The sequence below is a fragment of the Mesorhizobium loti genome (assembly GCF_013170705.1).
Classification (GTDB): Bacteria; Pseudomonadota; Alphaproteobacteria; order Rhizobiales; family Rhizobiaceae; genus Mesorhizobium; species Mesorhizobium loti_D.
This window is the reverse complement of the sequence record NZ_CP033334.1, coordinates 437,410-450,069: the sequence shown is the minus strand read 5'-3', so window position 1 is coordinate 450,069 and position 12,660 is coordinate 437,410. Positions and strand designations below refer to the sequence as shown.

Annotated in this window: 14 protein-coding genes and 1 riboswitch; of the genes, 4 read left to right on the top strand and 10 right to left on the bottom strand. The window is 63.1% G+C overall.

The features are described from left to right. Nucleotides 1-107: 107 nt before the first annotated feature. From EB815_RS02015 to EB815_RS01985, 7 genes are read right to left on the bottom strand one after another with little or no spacing between them, the layout of a single operon-like run. The gene (locus EB815_RS02015; protein WP_056569066.1) at nt 108-1,577 is read right to left on the bottom strand and encodes a nucleotidyltransferase family protein; all 1,470 of its coding nucleotides are present in this window, start codon (nt 1,575-1,577) and stop codon (nt 108-110) included. Beyond that, nucleotides 1,577-2,254 (bottom strand): glycosyltransferase family 2 protein, encoded by a 678-nt coding sequence (locus EB815_RS02010; RefSeq protein ID WP_056569069.1) that lies wholly within the window; start codon nt 2,252-2,254, stop codon nt 1,577-1,579. Before EB815_RS02010 ends, EB815_RS02015 begins: the two co-directional genes overlap by 1 nt. Nucleotide 2,255: 1 nt before the next feature. After that, the gene (locus EB815_RS02005) at nt 2,256-3,008 is read right to left on the bottom strand and encodes a glycosyltransferase family 2 protein (protein WP_056569072.1); all 753 of its coding nucleotides are present in this window, start codon (nt 3,006-3,008) and stop codon (nt 2,256-2,258) included. Further along, nucleotides 3,005-4,054: a hypothetical protein gene (locus EB815_RS02000; protein WP_056569075.1), complete on the bottom strand. Its 1,050-nt coding sequence runs from the start codon at nt 4,052-4,054 to the stop codon at nt 3,005-3,007. The genes EB815_RS02005 and EB815_RS02000 overlap by 4 nt, the downstream gene beginning before the upstream one ends. 32 nt (nt 4,055-4,086) lie before the next feature. Further along, nucleotides 4,087-4,632, bottom strand: coding sequence for a PqqD family protein (locus EB815_RS01995; protein ID WP_244494016.1), 546 nt, complete (start codon nt 4,630-4,632; stop codon nt 4,087-4,089). 29 nt (nt 4,633-4,661) lie between these two features. Continuing rightward, nucleotides 4,662-5,762 carry a hybrid-cluster NAD(P)-dependent oxidoreductase gene (locus tag EB815_RS01990; RefSeq protein WP_081295051.1) on the bottom strand — a complete coding sequence of 367 codons (1,101 nt, stop codon included), beginning with the start codon at nt 5,760-5,762 and terminating at the stop codon, nt 4,662-4,664. 20 nt (nt 5,763-5,782) lie between these two features. Further along, complete coding sequence (locus tag EB815_RS01985; protein ID WP_056569084.1) at nt 5,783-7,030, bottom strand: aromatic ring-hydroxylating oxygenase subunit alpha; 1,248 nt, start codon at nt 7,028-7,030, stop codon at nt 5,783-5,785. Nucleotides 7,031-7,146: 116 nt separating this feature from the next. Then, nucleotides 7,147-7,347: riboswitch (cobalamin riboswitch) on the bottom strand. A 26-nt stretch (nt 7,348-7,373) separates the two neighbouring features. Here EB815_RS01985 and EB815_RS01980 point away from each other — a divergent pair. From EB815_RS01980 to EB815_RS01965, 4 genes are all read left to right on the top strand, one after another. Beyond that, entirely contained in the window at nt 7,374-7,526 is a 153-nt protein-coding gene (locus EB815_RS01980; RefSeq protein ID WP_155772467.1) for a hypothetical protein, read from the top strand. Nucleotides 7,527-7,841: 315 nt separating this feature from the next. Next, nucleotides 7,842-8,042 (top strand): DUF680 domain-containing protein, encoded by a 201-nt coding sequence (locus tag EB815_RS01975; RefSeq protein WP_056569087.1) that lies wholly within the window; start codon nt 7,842-7,844, stop codon nt 8,040-8,042. A gap of 71 nt (nt 8,043-8,113) precedes the next feature. After that, nucleotides 8,114-8,317, top strand: coding sequence for a DUF680 domain-containing protein (locus tag EB815_RS01970; protein WP_056569089.1), 204 nt, complete (start codon nt 8,114-8,116; stop codon nt 8,315-8,317). A gap of 68 nt (nt 8,318-8,385) precedes the next feature. Continuing rightward, nucleotides 8,386-8,622 carry a DUF680 domain-containing protein gene (locus EB815_RS01965; RefSeq protein ID WP_056569092.1) on the top strand — a complete coding sequence of 79 codons (237 nt, stop codon included), beginning with the start codon at nt 8,386-8,388 and terminating at the stop codon, nt 8,620-8,622. Nucleotides 8,623-8,692: 70 nt separating this feature from the next. Here the strand turns inward: EB815_RS01965 and EB815_RS01960 are convergent, their stop codons facing one another. From EB815_RS01960 to EB815_RS01950, 3 genes are read right to left on the bottom strand one after another with little or no spacing between them, the layout of a single operon-like run. Then, on the bottom strand, nt 8,693-9,805 hold the full coding sequence (locus EB815_RS01960) for an ABC transporter ATP-binding protein (protein WP_056569096.1): 1,113 nt from the start codon (nt 9,803-9,805) through the stop codon (nt 8,693-8,695). Nucleotides 9,806-9,836: 31 nt separating this feature from the next. Continuing rightward, nucleotides 9,837-11,501: an alpha-glucosidase family protein gene (locus EB815_RS01955; protein ID WP_056569099.1), complete on the bottom strand. Its 1,665-nt coding sequence runs from the start codon at nt 11,499-11,501 to the stop codon at nt 9,837-9,839. 4 nt (nt 11,502-11,505) lie between these two features. Then, nucleotides 11,506-12,660: a carbohydrate ABC transporter permease gene (locus EB815_RS01950; RefSeq protein WP_056569102.1), complete on the bottom strand. Its 1,155-nt coding sequence runs from the start codon at nt 12,658-12,660 to the stop codon at nt 11,506-11,508.

Sequence of the window (12,660 nt, the reverse complement as noted above, 5' to 3'; positions counted from 1 at the left end):
ATCGCGCCGTTCCGGGCTGCGATGTTCGTTGGCACCGCGTCGAGATCTGGATTGTCCGTCCAGGACTCTTGCAACAGGCCGAGCAATGCTTGGCGAGTGCTTTCATTTCAGCCAATAGGCGAGAACGTCGCCGAGATCAGGTGGAAGGGCAGCGCGCCATAGGCCGCGACCGCCACCGCATCGTCCCATTGCCGGAATTGCCGGGAGGGTCGTGCCTCCAGCGTCAAGGCATGCCGTTGCCCATCAAGCGTCACCTTGCCGCGAAAATGCAGCACCCGCTCCCCGCCCGATCGGCTGATGGCCATGGCGCGCAGGCGCGCGACATGGTGGTTATCGGCATTGATCTCCATCTCGATGCGGCGCCGGACCGGTGGAACACTGATCCTGACCGTGATGTCCAGCATCATCTCGCTTACCGTTGGCGGGCAAGGTATGGCCTGTGAGAAGACCGACGGCGTCGTCGTTTCCGGCGGCTCGTTGCGAGCTGGCCTGCCGCGCCACGCCTTGGCTGGCGGCTCCTGGCGCAGCCGGCCGCTCTTGCGCCTCAGCCGCAACTGCTTGGCAAGGCCGCGCGACAGCCATGCCAGCCTGCCGAAATCGGTCCGCGGCTTGGCCTGCAGCACGGCCGACCAGCGCGAGAGGCCGGAGCGGTCGGCCATGTCAAGCACACGCGCCAGCACCCGGTCCGGCGTCGTCACGCCTGTTTCGAGCGTCAGGTAGGAGAGCGCCACCGCCGCGGCAACGGCAAGGCCGCGCCTTGCGACAACATCGAGGAACACGTCCCAGTCGACGTCGCCGCCGCGAATGGCCACGGCGCAATCGACCAGCCAGTCGCTGTGGGTGTGGGCGTCGAGGCCGCCATGCGCGATGGCAAGCGCGATGCGGTCGGCCGGCGACGGCACCAGCACGTCGACGTCGCTGAATTCGGCGCCATCGGCCCGCCGCCAGATGGCCACGTCGTCTTCGTCGCTCCGCTGCGAGCCGTCATAGGCGAGCTGGTGCAGGTCGATGTCGCCAAGATTGCCCTTGAAGAAATTCATCGAGCGCAGCGACGCCAGTCTTGTCCGCAGATATTGCGGGCTGACGCCGGTGGCGATCTGCCAGTCGCCGTCGCGCAGCACGTCGAAGGCCGTCTGAATGTCTCGCGGCCGCACCAATATGTCGATGTCGTGCGCCACCCTGCCGCGCTGTGCCGATGCGTTCAGGGCAATGCGGCTGGCGCCCTTGATCAGCATCACCTGGCATCCCGCATCCGCCATCGCCTTCAGCGCCGGCTCGGCCTCGCGCATGGCCATGCGCGATTTGGTCCACAGCATCTTCTGCAGGCCGACGAGGCGCGGATAAGCGGAATGGCCGGCGAGCTTCCTGCCGAACCTGTCGGAGATCGCGGCCAGCAGCCGGTGCTCGCGGAACGAGACGAGATCGATATCGTTCTCGTCCAGCCAGCGTGCGGCGCAGGCGGCAGCGGCGTCCTCGTCGGCAAGGAGCGCTGCCTTGAGCAATTGGTCGAGCCCACCCGTCGGCCATGACCAGCCATAGTCCGGGAAGCGTCGCTCGATACGGCGGATATGAGCCATCAGCCCGAGCCGGCCTTGTCCCGCGCCCGCCGCAGCATGGCGAGCCGCGCGACCTGGAGATAGCCGCGGTCGCGTGCCGGATCGCGCCCGTAAGACAGGCTGCCAGGCCGGATGCGGCGCCGCGCCAGCACTTCGTCCAGCATGTCGAGGGCAAGGCCCGCTTCGCGTACCCGGGCGATCCAGTCGATCATTTCGCCCCGGCCGCCCGGCGGATCGACGATTGGCCCAACCGTCTCGGCGACCTCTCGGCGGATCATCATGGTGGTGCGCGACCAGCCGGGCACCGCCTCGGCCTCGGGCGCGTCGGGCCGGTCGTTGCGGAAATTCCGCCAGTGACAGAAAACCCCCGATGTCGTGGGAAATCTCTCCAGATGCGCGATCTGCCTCTCCATCTTGTTCGGCAGCCAGAGGTCGTCCGCGTCAAGCGTCGCGATCAACGGCGTCGACAGCGCCGCGATGCCCCTGGTCGTGGCGCTGCCGGGCCCTGAATTTGCCTGGCGCAACAGGTGGATCGGCAACTCTGTTCCGCTGATCGCCGAAGCGAGATCGTCGGTCGAACCATCGTCGACGATCACCACCAGTTCAGGCCGCACCGTCTGCGCCGCGACCGAGAGCAGGGTCTCGGCAATCGTGCCGCTTGCGTTGAAGGCCGGTATGACGACGCCGTAGTTCCGCATGCTACATGAACCGCCAATTGGCGAGTTCTTTGACATCGAAGATGCCTTCGACGCCGCGCAAGGAGGGGTCGGCCTTTCGCCGTCGCATCGATTTGTGGATGGCTCGCATGAACTCCCGAAGGGATGTGTCGGCCTGCTTCGTCATGTTGCCGGGGTGACGTCTGTAATAAAGCGCCACGGTATCCGGCGTGACGAATCTGGGTCCACTTTCAAAGGTGCGCAGCAGATAGTCGGTGTCCTCCGCCTGCTGGAAGGCCTCATCGAAGCCACCCATCCGATCGACGAGCCTGCGCGAGAAAATGCCCGATGACAGATGAATTCCCCGCACCGTCATGAAATGGCTGCCGGGCTCGGGTTCCAGCCTGTCGTCGTCGATGCCGTCGACCAGCATCATGAGCGAATAGGTGAGCTCAAGACCGGGGTCGGCCTGAAAGAACGCAATATCGGCCTTGAATCGCCCGACCGGCGAGACATCGTCCGAATCGAGGAACGACACGAGCTCCGTTTCCGGTTTGAGCAGCTTGAGGCCGGCGTTGCGGGTCTTGGTCACGCCCATGTTCTCCTGCCGAAACAGGCGGATGCAGGGGTTTTCCCCCATCATCGAGCGCACGGCCTCCGCCGAGCCGTCGGTCGAGCCGTCATCGATGACGATGATGTCGAGATCGGCGGCGTCGCGCTGTCGCACCAGCGAGCGCAATGCCGAAACGACATAGCGCTCGCGGTTGTAGACAGGCATGATCACGCTCAACTTCACGAAGCAACTCGCGTCAGAAAATCCGCAATGGTGCCTGCGATCTCCCCGGGATGCGTTCCCAAGGACAGACGGTAGCTTGGCAGCAGGCGGGTGAGATCGCCGAAGAAACGGAAGCCGCTTTCGCGTTCTCCCGGCATTTGCATGATGCCCGACGGTGCCAGCGCTATCATGGCGTCCCGCCGCGACACCGGCACGATCGAACTCGCCTCGCCACCGCCGATATGTGGCACCACCAGCGCAACGATGTCCAGCGCCGGGGGGACCGGCCGGGGCGCTATGTCGACAATGTGAAAAGTGTGCTTGCCCTGCCAGTTCAAGGGGCTCTCGACTCCCAGCCGCTGCTTCAGGCCCAGCCGCGCGAAACCGCGCGCATCCTGCTTCAGCGTCGAAAACAGAGGCCGCGCGGTTACGCCACCGGCGAGATCGATCAGCACATAGTCATCGCCGACGCTGTCGAGCCCGTTGAGCAGACCGGCGGCGACGGTACCGGATTTGCCGGCGCCCCCCGCACCGGCAAGCAGCACGCCCTTGCCATTGGCACCGAGCGTGCCGGCATGGGTCAGCCGCATGCCGCGCGCCGCATATTCCCAATGCAGGAAGGCCCGCAGCGGCGCTGTCGGCTCCCAGGGCGGGAAGGCATCGGCCGACGCCATCAGCTGTACGCCAATGCGGCGCTCAGGATCGTAGACCTGCCAGAAATCCAGATCGTGAAAATAGTGGCCACGCAACCCCTCCCCGGCGAGCCGTTCGGCAAAGCCGTATTCGGTGAAATGCGCGTCGCCCCACCTTGCCGGCTCAGGGATGCCGCCGATGCCGGGATGGGCGATGAAGATGCGGCACGCCGACTGTGCGGTCAGGCCATCATGGGCCTGGACAAAGGCGTGGCCCAGCGCATCCGCGAGCACACCGGGACCGACATGCGCGGTCAGCTCCAGTTGGGGCAGGCGGACCGTCAGCGGGCCCGGATAATGTGCAAAGGCTTCTTCCGCGGCGGTGATGAGATACCGTGCGTAATCCGGCAAGGTTTCGAGCGTGACGCGCGGCATCCAGCGCCTCTATCTCGGACGCAGCCGGCTCGTCAGGATGCCTGCTTGACCGCCGGCCAGCCGAGGGGTTCCTCGACTTCGTGGATGGGATCCACGATGATCAGGTCGGCAAGGTCGTCGTGAATGCTCACATTGAGCGGTTCGTTCGTGGCGGCAAGATCGGCGGATAGTTCGCCCGGCAGCGCTTGCGCAACCTGATCTGAACGCACCAGCAACCCCATTTCGAGCAATTGCGAGATGAAGTGTTCGAGTTCCGCCGCGCCCAGTGTCGAGCCACCGACGGTCAGCCCGATCAGGGCTTCGGTGTTGACCCCGGACGAGAGCGCCTGCCAAACCCTGCTACCGGAATCGGAGAAGCCAAAATACTTGCCATTCGCAAGGTTGAGCACGACGGCCTCGCCATCGAAGGATTCGAAGACGATGTCCCTGCTCGCAACCGCATAGGTGCCGCAATCATGCGTCATTGTTGCCCCCGCTTCACAATTCCCGCCCGCCAGCGGGATCGCTTCCACTGACAACGCCTGTAAACGCTCGGTTCTTTCTTGGCAAGGCAACCGGCGCCGGCAGGGCGCCGACATTTCCGGCGATCAGTTGGAGCGCAAGGCGATCACGCCTCGATTTCGAGAGCCGATAGCGGCTTCGAGCAGCAGGCGAGGATGAAGCCGTCGTCGATCTCGTGATCGAGGATGCCGCCATTGTGGCTCATCTCGACGGCACCGGAGACTTTCTTGACCTTGCAGGTTCCGCACAGGCCGAATTCGCAGGCCGCGGGTATCCGCACGCCAGAGGCACGCGCCGTCTGCAGCACGGTCTGGCCGGCGACGCATTCGGCGTCGACGTCCGAAAACGCGAAGCGGATCGGCGTTGCGGCCTCGACGGGAACGGCCACGCCATCCTGCGACGGCGTTGCGAACGGCGCCGGGATTTCCTCCACCGCGGGTGCGGCAAAGCTCTCCTGATGGTATTTCGTCATGTCGAAGCCGGCGGCTTCCAGCATGCCGCGCACGGCGCGCATGAAAGGGTCCGGACCACAGCAGAAGATTTCGCGTTCACGGAAATCGGGCGCCAGCAATGGCAGCCGGATGGCGTCTATGCGGCCCATATGGCCATACCAGCCCTCGCGGCTTGACCGCTCCTCGATCATGAAGCCCAGCGACAAGCCCGGCATATGACTGCCGAGCAGCTCGAGCTCCTTGCGGAAAATGATCTCTTCGGCGCGACGCGCGCAATTGACGAAGCCGACATCGGTCCATGGCGCGCAGTCGTTCAGCCAGCGCAGCATCGACATCATCGGCGTCACGCCGGAACCGGCCGAGATGAACAGGTATTTGGCCGCCGGATGGCTGTGCAGCGAAAAGTCCCCGCTCGGCCCATAAGCCTTGACGTGCGAACCGGGTGTCAGGTGATCGAACATCCATCGCGTGCCGATGCTGCCGGCCTGCGCCTTGACCGTGACCGAGATCGAGAACGGCCGCGACGGTGAGGAGGACAGCGTATAGGTGCGCATCAGCGGCCCGTCCGGCGCAGGCAACTCCAGCGTCACGAACTGGCCCGGCTTGTAGCGGAACCAGGTCTGGTTGTCCGATCGGAACGTGAAGGTCTTGACGTCAGGCGCCTCGTCGCTGACGCCGATCACTTCCAGCACCTGCAGCCTGTCGTTCCAGGGCGCCATCTGATCGAGATGGCGATAGAGGCCAAGGTCGGTCATCGCATTCATCCCTCAACCTCTCAGGCGACGCTGCGCAGCGCCGGCCGGCCGCCTTCGGCGAGGCGCGGGCCGATGAAGCGGGCGTACCAGTCGACGAACTGGATCACGCCACCCTCATGCAGCTCGGAATAGGGACCGGGCTCATAGGCCGGCGACAGGATGCCAAGGGCGTTTTCCTCGACGATGCGGCGGTCCTGGTCGTTGGTCTCGGTCCACACATGGGTGAGTTCGGCAAGATCGTAATCGACGCCCTCGACCGCGTCCTTGTGGACCAGCCATTTGGTCGTCACGGCGGTTTCGGTCGCACTGATCGGCAGCACGCGGAAGGTGACGGCATGGTCGATCAGGATATGGTTCCATGTCGTCGGATAGTGATAGTGCATCAACGTGCCGATACGGTCGGCCGAGACGCTGTCGGAGAGGTTCTTCTTCACCGCCCGCTTGCCGTTCATCGTGTAGCTGACCGCATCGCGCAGCAGCGGCGCCCGCGTGGCGCGGTATTGCCCCGCCGGGTCGATGCGGAACTTGCTCGGCAGGCCGGCCGCTTCGCATTTGGCCCAGTGCGCCAGCATCTCCGGATCGCTGTCGGCGCCTTGCACGCCGGTCACGGTCGGTGCCTCCGGGAAGGTTTTGCACAGCTCCGGGTGATTGCCCGCGCAGTGATAGCACTCGCGGTTGTTTTCCCAGACGAGCTTCCAATTGCCCTTTTCGACGATGGTGCTCTCGAAGGCGATCTTTGCCTCGCTGAGCCGGTGCGGCTTGAGATAGGGTTCGATCATCGCCCGCATCGGCGCGAAGTCGGCTGGCTCCTTCGCCAGGCAGATGAAGATGTAACCGGCGACGCTTTCGCAGGCGACCGGCTTCAGCCCGAACTGGCTCTTGTCGAAGCCGTCGGCCATCTGGCGGGCAAACAGCAGGCGACCGTCGAGCTCATAGGTCCACTGGTGATAGGGACAGACCAGCTTGGCGGCCGTGCCCTTGTCCGTGTTGCAGACCCTGCTGCCGCGATGGCGGCAGGAATTGTGGAAGGCATTGATCTTGCCCTGCTGATCGCGCACCAGCACGACCGGGTAGTCGCCGATCTGCACGGTGATGAAGCTGCCGGGCTTGGGCAATTCGCAATCATGGCCGATGAAAAGCCAGTCGCGGTACCAGATCAGCTCCATGTCGAGCTTGAAATAGTCCGGGTCGGTGTAGAAGGGCTGCTCCAGCGAGAAACCCTCTCTGCGGCTGTTCAAGAGCCTCAGCATATCGTTACGCGCATCCATGTCCTGTCCTCGTGTTTAAGGACTGACTATGGTGGTGATGGAGGAAGGATCGGATGCAGTCCCGGCGAAGCGCCGGTCATGCACCATCCACCTCTTGACCGCCCACCGCGATCAGTCGAGTTTAGAAATCTCGGGCTGGTTTCCGGGCTCTGGAGTGTCCCTTCGGACGGTCGCGACACCTTCCCAGGCTTTCGCCCAGTGGTCTCCCGTTGCGACTTGAACTCCACCACCGTTGCGGGGGCAGCGCCGGACTTTGACCGGCTTCCCAATTCTCCGCCCCGTCGTCACGAAGCGGCACCTGAGATGGCCATGATCTAATCACGACAGCGAATGCGACATCGGCATGAAAGCGACATTGCATCCATGTGGCGCGACACGCCTGCGCAGCGATCGGATCGGAAACAGCGGGCACGAAACGCGTCTCGGTGACGATGGTGCCGGCTATCGAAAATCGCCCGGAATCGAAGCAGAAAAGGTTAATGGTTTCGAAAAGTGACTATTAGCAAATTCTAAAATCGAACCGAACGGTTCGTTTCTGTTGACGGTGCGTACAGCACGGTGTGAACGCTGAGCCTCCGATACATCAGGTGATCGCGGTGGTGATTTTATCTAATCGATTGATATCAAAAAGAAAAATCTTTGATCCGGAAGGCTTTGGTACAATTTCAAGTGGTGGACTCTTGGTCCACACGGAACAACTTCGTGATTGGAAACGGCCATCAGGCTTTCCCACATCGGGGCTGTCCGAACGACGCGATTTTAATCCCAAGACACGCCGCTAGACGGACGTAAAAATACTGGAGTACCAAAAATGAAAAAGATTGTTCTCACTGCCGCCGCCCTTCTGGCCATTTCCGGCAGCGCCTTCGCTGGTAGCGATCACTATGGTTCGAATGCGCCTGCAGCCACTGCTGCCGTCGACGGTTCGTACACCGCTTCGACCAAGAAGTCGGAACCGGCTGCCCAGGCGCCTGTCACGGGTGCCGATCGCAACCTCTTCGGCAACAACTAACAGTCGATTCCCGCAGGCGGTGGCACTGGCTCGCCGCCTTGGCGGAACTCGAAGAATTCAGGAGACTTGAAATGAAGAAGATGATCCTTGCTGCCGCCGCCGTTCTGGCTATCTCCGGCAGCGCTTTCGCCGGCAGCGACAACTACGGCTCCAACGGCGCCAACCAGCCCGCTGCCACTTCGGCCGACACCTCTTACACCGCGTCGATCAGGAAGTCGGAACCGGCTGCTCAGACGTCTGTCCAGGGTGCCGACCGCAATCTCTTCGGCCACTAACAGCCGATTCTCCAGGGCGGCGGGTTTGCCTGCCGCCCTGCTGAAACTTGAAATTCAGGAGACTTGAAATGAACAAGATCATCATTGCCGCCGCCGCCGTTCTGGCTCTCTCCGGCAGCGCTTTCGCCGGCAGCGACAACTACGGCTCCAATGGCGCCAACCAGCCTGCCGCGACTTCGGTCGACAACTCGCGCACGGGTTCGATCCGCAACGGCGATTCGCCCGTCTACAAGCTGCTCAATTCGTCGGGCGACGTGCAGAAGTCCGCGCCCCAGGGCGCCGACCGGAACCTCTTCGGCCACTAACAGCCAAAGTCGATCCTATAAAGAAAGCGGCGGGCCTTGCCCGCCGCTTTTTTTCTGTCGAGACGGGCTTCTAAGCCGCCTTTGCTTCCGCTTCATGCAGCGCGAAGGATCGCCCATCAGTGTCGAAGATATGCAAGTCCTCGGCATTGGCGGTCAGCCGCAGCGTCGAGCCGCGCTTGACCTCGACATTGCCCGGCAGCTTGGTCACCAGTGGCAGGTCGGCGCGGCCGATATCGACATAGACCAACTGAACCTCGCCGAGCTGCTCGACGTAGTCGACCGTTCCTTCGAACAGATAGTCCGCGCCGGTCGCGATGATCAGGTCCTCCGGCCGCACGCCGAAGCTTACAGCCGCACCCTTCGCCGAGGCCGGCGTCGTGATCGGCACCGTAGCCTTGCGCCCGCCGACATGGCTGACGACGGTCGGGCTGCCTGATTTGTCGATCGTCGCAGGCAGGATGTTCATGGCCGGCGAGCCGATGAACTGGGCGACGAACAGATTGCCGGGCTTCTTGTAGAGATCCATCGGCGTGCCGACCTGCTCTATGTGCCCGTCCTTGAGCACGACGATGCGATCGGCCAGCGTCATCGCTTCGACCTGGTCGTGGGTGACGTAGATCATGGTCGTATTGGGCATCGATTCCTTGAGCTTGGCGATCTCGATGCGCGTGGCGACGCGCAGTGCGGCGTCAAGGTTCGACAGCGGCTCGTCGAACAGGAACACTTTCGGATTGCGCACGATGGCGCGGCCGATGGCGACGCGCTGGCGCTGGCCACCCGACATCGCCTTGGGCAGCCGGTCGAGATATTTGGTCAGCTGCAGGATTTCCGCCGCCTGGCGCACGCGGCGGTCGATCTCGGCCTTGTTCTCCTTGCCGATCTTCATCGAGAACGCCATGTTGTCGTAGACGGTCATGTGCGGATAGAGCGCATAGGACTGGAACACCATGGCGATGCCGCGCTTCGACGGCGGCACGTCGTTGACCACCTCGCCGTCGATCTTGAGCTCACCCGAAGTGATTTCCTCGAGCCCGGCGATCGAGCGCAGCAAGGTCGACTTCCCGCAGCCCGACGGGCCGACGAAGACGATGAACTCGCCCGATTTGATATCGAGGTCGATGCCGTGGAGAATGTTGAGATTGCCGTAGGACTTCTTCACTTGTCTCAAATTGACATCGGCCATTGGTTTCCTCCCAGTGATCTCTCAAAAAGATTCAGTCGATGCGCCCGAACCAGGCGCCGTAACCGCCCAGTTCGATCGAACCGGTGTTCGCCTGCCCGGAAAACCCGTGTCCCGGCAAAGGTTGCAGTGATGGGCCGCCAAGGTCGACCTTGGCTGGTTTGGCGCCGAGGTTGAAGACGCAGACGACCTGCTCATTGCCCGCCCGGCGCGTGAACGCGACAATGTCGCCCTCGCTTTCGATGAAGGTGATATCGCCCTTGGCCAGCGCCGGATGGGCACGGCGGAAGGTGAGGAAGCGCCGGTAGTGTTCGAGCAGCGAACTCTGGTCGCCCTGCTGGACATTGACCGCCTGCGCCAGATGTTTTGCCGGCACCGGCAGCCAGGGCTTTGCCTGGGAGAAGCCGCCGTTCCTGGCGTTGCCATCCCACACCATGGGCGTGCGGCAGCCGTCGCGGCCCTTGAATTCCGGCCAGAAGCGGATGCCATAGGGGTCTTGCAAATCCTCGAAGCGCAATTCGGCCTCGGCGAGCCCGAGCTCCTCGCCCTGGTAGATGCAGACCGAGCCGCGCAGCGACATCAGCAATGCCGAGATGACCTTGAGATAGGCGGTCGGGTCGGCCTCATCCGCAGCCCAACGCGAGGCCGGGCGCATCACGTCATGGTTGGAAAACGCCCAGCACGACCAGCCGTCGCTGGCGACCTTGCCGAAGGCTTCCAGCACCGAACGGACCTTGGGCGGGCTGATCTTTTCCGGCGCCAGGAAGTCGAAGGAATAGCACATGTGCACGCGCTTGCCGCCGGCGGTATAGGCGGCCACGACCTCCAGCCCGCGCTGCGAATCGCCGACTTCGCCGACCGCGGCCGTCGCCGGATATTCATCCAGCAGGGCGCGGAAACGTTCGAGGAAGCCGAGGTTTTCCGGGCGGCTCTTGTCGTAAAGATGGTCCTGGTAGTTGTAGGGATTGACCGCCGGCGCTGTCTGGTCGTTGCGCTCTTCGGGCGGCAGCGGCGGATTGTTTTCCAGGCCTTGGCTGTGGAAGTAGAAATTGATCGTGTCGAGGCGGAAGCCGTCGACGCCGCGCTCCAGCCAGAAGCGGGTGACGTCGAGCAGCGCGTCCTGGACTTCGCGGTTGTGGAAGTTGAGGTCGGGCTGTTCGGCCAGGAAATTGTGCAGGTAATATTGCTGGCGGCTGGTGTCCCACTGCCACGCCGATCCGCCGAAGATCGACAGCCAGTTGTTGGGTGGCGTGCCGTCCGGCCTGGCGTCCGCCCAGACATACCAGTCCGCCTTCGGATTGGTGCGGCTCGACCGGCTTTCCTTGAACCAGGGATGGTTGTCGGCGGTGTGCGACAGCACTTCGTCGATCATCACCTTGAGGCCCAGCCGATGCGCCTCCGCCGTCAGTGCATCGAAATCGGCCAGCGTGCCGAACATCGGGTCGACGTCGCAATAGTCCGAGACGTCGTAGCCGAAATCCTTCATCGGCGATTTGAAGAAGGGCGAGATCCAGATCGCGTCCGCGCCGAGCGCGGCGATATAGGGCAGCCGCCCGATAATGCCCTTGAGATCGCCGATCCCGTCGCCGTTCGAATCCTGGTAGCTGCGCGGATAGATCTGGTAGATCACGGCCCCTCGCCACCAGTCGCGATCGACGGCAAGGTCAGGCTTCGAGCTGGCCTTCAAAGCGGATTGCATGGTTTCAGCCTCCTTTCACCGAGCCGGCAAGCAGCCCGCGGACGAAATAGCGCTGCAGCGAGAAGAAGACGATCAGCGGCACGATGATGGTGATGAAGGCCGATGTCGTCAGGATTTCCCAGTTGCCGCCGCGAGAGCCGAGCAGCGCGTTGAGCTTGGCTGTCAACACGATCTGGTCGGGTGCCGTACCGAGGAAAACCATCGCCACCAGCAGATCGTTCCATACCCACAGGAATTGGAAGATGGCGAAGGAGGCCAGCACCGGGAAGGACAGCGGCAGCACGATCTTGACGAAGATCTCGAAATCGCTGGCACCGTCGATGCGGGCCGATTCCATGATCTCGCGCGGCAGGCCGGCAATATAGCTGCGCAGCAGATAGATGGCGAAGGGCAGGCCGAAGCCGGTATGCGCCAGCCAGATGCCGAGATAGGTTTTCGACGGCACGCCGAAGAAAGCGCCGACCCCGTTGTAGAGTTTCAACAGCGGAATCAGGGACATCTGCAGCGGCACCACCAGGAGGCCGATGATGACCGCGATCAGCAGCGCACGGCCAGGAAAACGCATCCAGGCCAGCGCGTAGGCGGCAAAGGCGGCGATCAGGATCGGAATGACGGTCGCCGGGATGGTGACGGTCAGCGAATTCATGAACGAGCGGCCGATGCCTTCCGAAAACAGCACGGTGTGGTAGTTGTCGGTGGTGAATTTGGGCGGTGCCGACGAGGCATAGTAGACACGCTGGCCGCGATCGCCTTCGAACGCCTTGGGCGAGGTCATGACGAAGCTGCCGTCGGCATTGACCTGCAAGGTCACGCCGTCACCCAGGTCCGCCGATGTGCCGGCCGGATACTGTGTCGGTGCCGCCGCCTTGACGCCGAAAGCGCTGATGCTGCGCCTGGCGCCGTCGCCGAAAATGTTGCCCTCGAGGACGAACTTGCCGTCCTTCTGGGTCTGCGCGGAGGCGGCGGGCAGACGCCCGGCTTCGGTCTGGCTGGAACTGGCGAACGAATTCCACCAGCCCGAGGCAACGATCTGGTCCTTGTCGCGCAGCGAGGAGACCAGGATGCCGAGTGTCGGAATGGTCCAGATCGCCACGAAGACCAGCACCGCTATATGGACGCCGAAACGGCTGGCGAAGGAATTTCCGGTCGCGACGGCCAT

What these genes read in the sequence shown, in the direction of transcription:
- EB815_RS02015 (WP_056569066.1), bottom strand. Translation starts at nt 1,577, where the DNA reads ATGGCTCATATCCGCCGTATCGAGCGACGCTTCCCGGACTATGGCTGG.
- EB815_RS02010 (WP_056569069.1), bottom strand. Translation starts at nt 2,254, where the DNA reads ATGCGGAACTACGGCGTCGTCATACCGGCCTTCAACGCAAGCGGCACG.
- EB815_RS02000 (WP_056569075.1), bottom strand. Translation starts at nt 4,054, where the DNA reads ATGCCGCGCGTCACGCTCGAAACCTTGCCGGATTACGCACGGTATCTC.
- EB815_RS01995 (WP_244494016.1), bottom strand. Translation starts at nt 4,632, where the DNA reads ATGTCGGCGCCCTGCCGGCGCCGGTTGCCTTGCCAAGAAAGAACCGAG.
- EB815_RS01990 (WP_081295051.1), bottom strand. Translation starts at nt 5,762, where the DNA reads ATGACCGACCTTGGCCTCTATCGCCATCTCGATCAGATGGCGCCCTGG.
- EB815_RS01985 (WP_056569084.1), bottom strand. Translation starts at nt 7,030, where the DNA reads ATGGATGCGCGTAACGATATGCTGAGGCTCTTGAACAGCCGCAGAGAG.
- EB815_RS01980 (WP_155772467.1), top strand. Translation starts at nt 7,374, where the DNA reads ATGAAAGCGACATTGCATCCATGTGGCGCGACACGCCTGCGCAGCGAT.
- EB815_RS01975 (WP_056569087.1), top strand. Translation starts at nt 7,842, where the DNA reads ATGAAAAAGATTGTTCTCACTGCCGCCGCCCTTCTGGCCATTTCCGGC.
- EB815_RS01970 (WP_056569089.1), top strand. Translation starts at nt 8,114, where the DNA reads ATGAAGAAGATGATCCTTGCTGCCGCCGCCGTTCTGGCTATCTCCGGC.
- EB815_RS01965 (WP_056569092.1), top strand. Translation starts at nt 8,386, where the DNA reads ATGAACAAGATCATCATTGCCGCCGCCGCCGTTCTGGCTCTCTCCGGC.
- EB815_RS01960 (WP_056569096.1), bottom strand. Translation starts at nt 9,805, where the DNA reads ATGGCCGATGTCAATTTGAGACAAGTGAAGAAGTCCTACGGCAATCTC.
- EB815_RS01955 (WP_056569099.1), bottom strand. Translation starts at nt 11,501, where the DNA reads ATGCAATCCGCTTTGAAGGCCAGCTCGAAGCCTGACCTTGCCGTCGAT.
- EB815_RS01950 (WP_056569102.1), bottom strand. Translation starts at nt 12,660, where the DNA reads ATGGCCGTCGCGACCGGAAATTCCTTCGCCAGCCGTTTCGGCGTCCAT.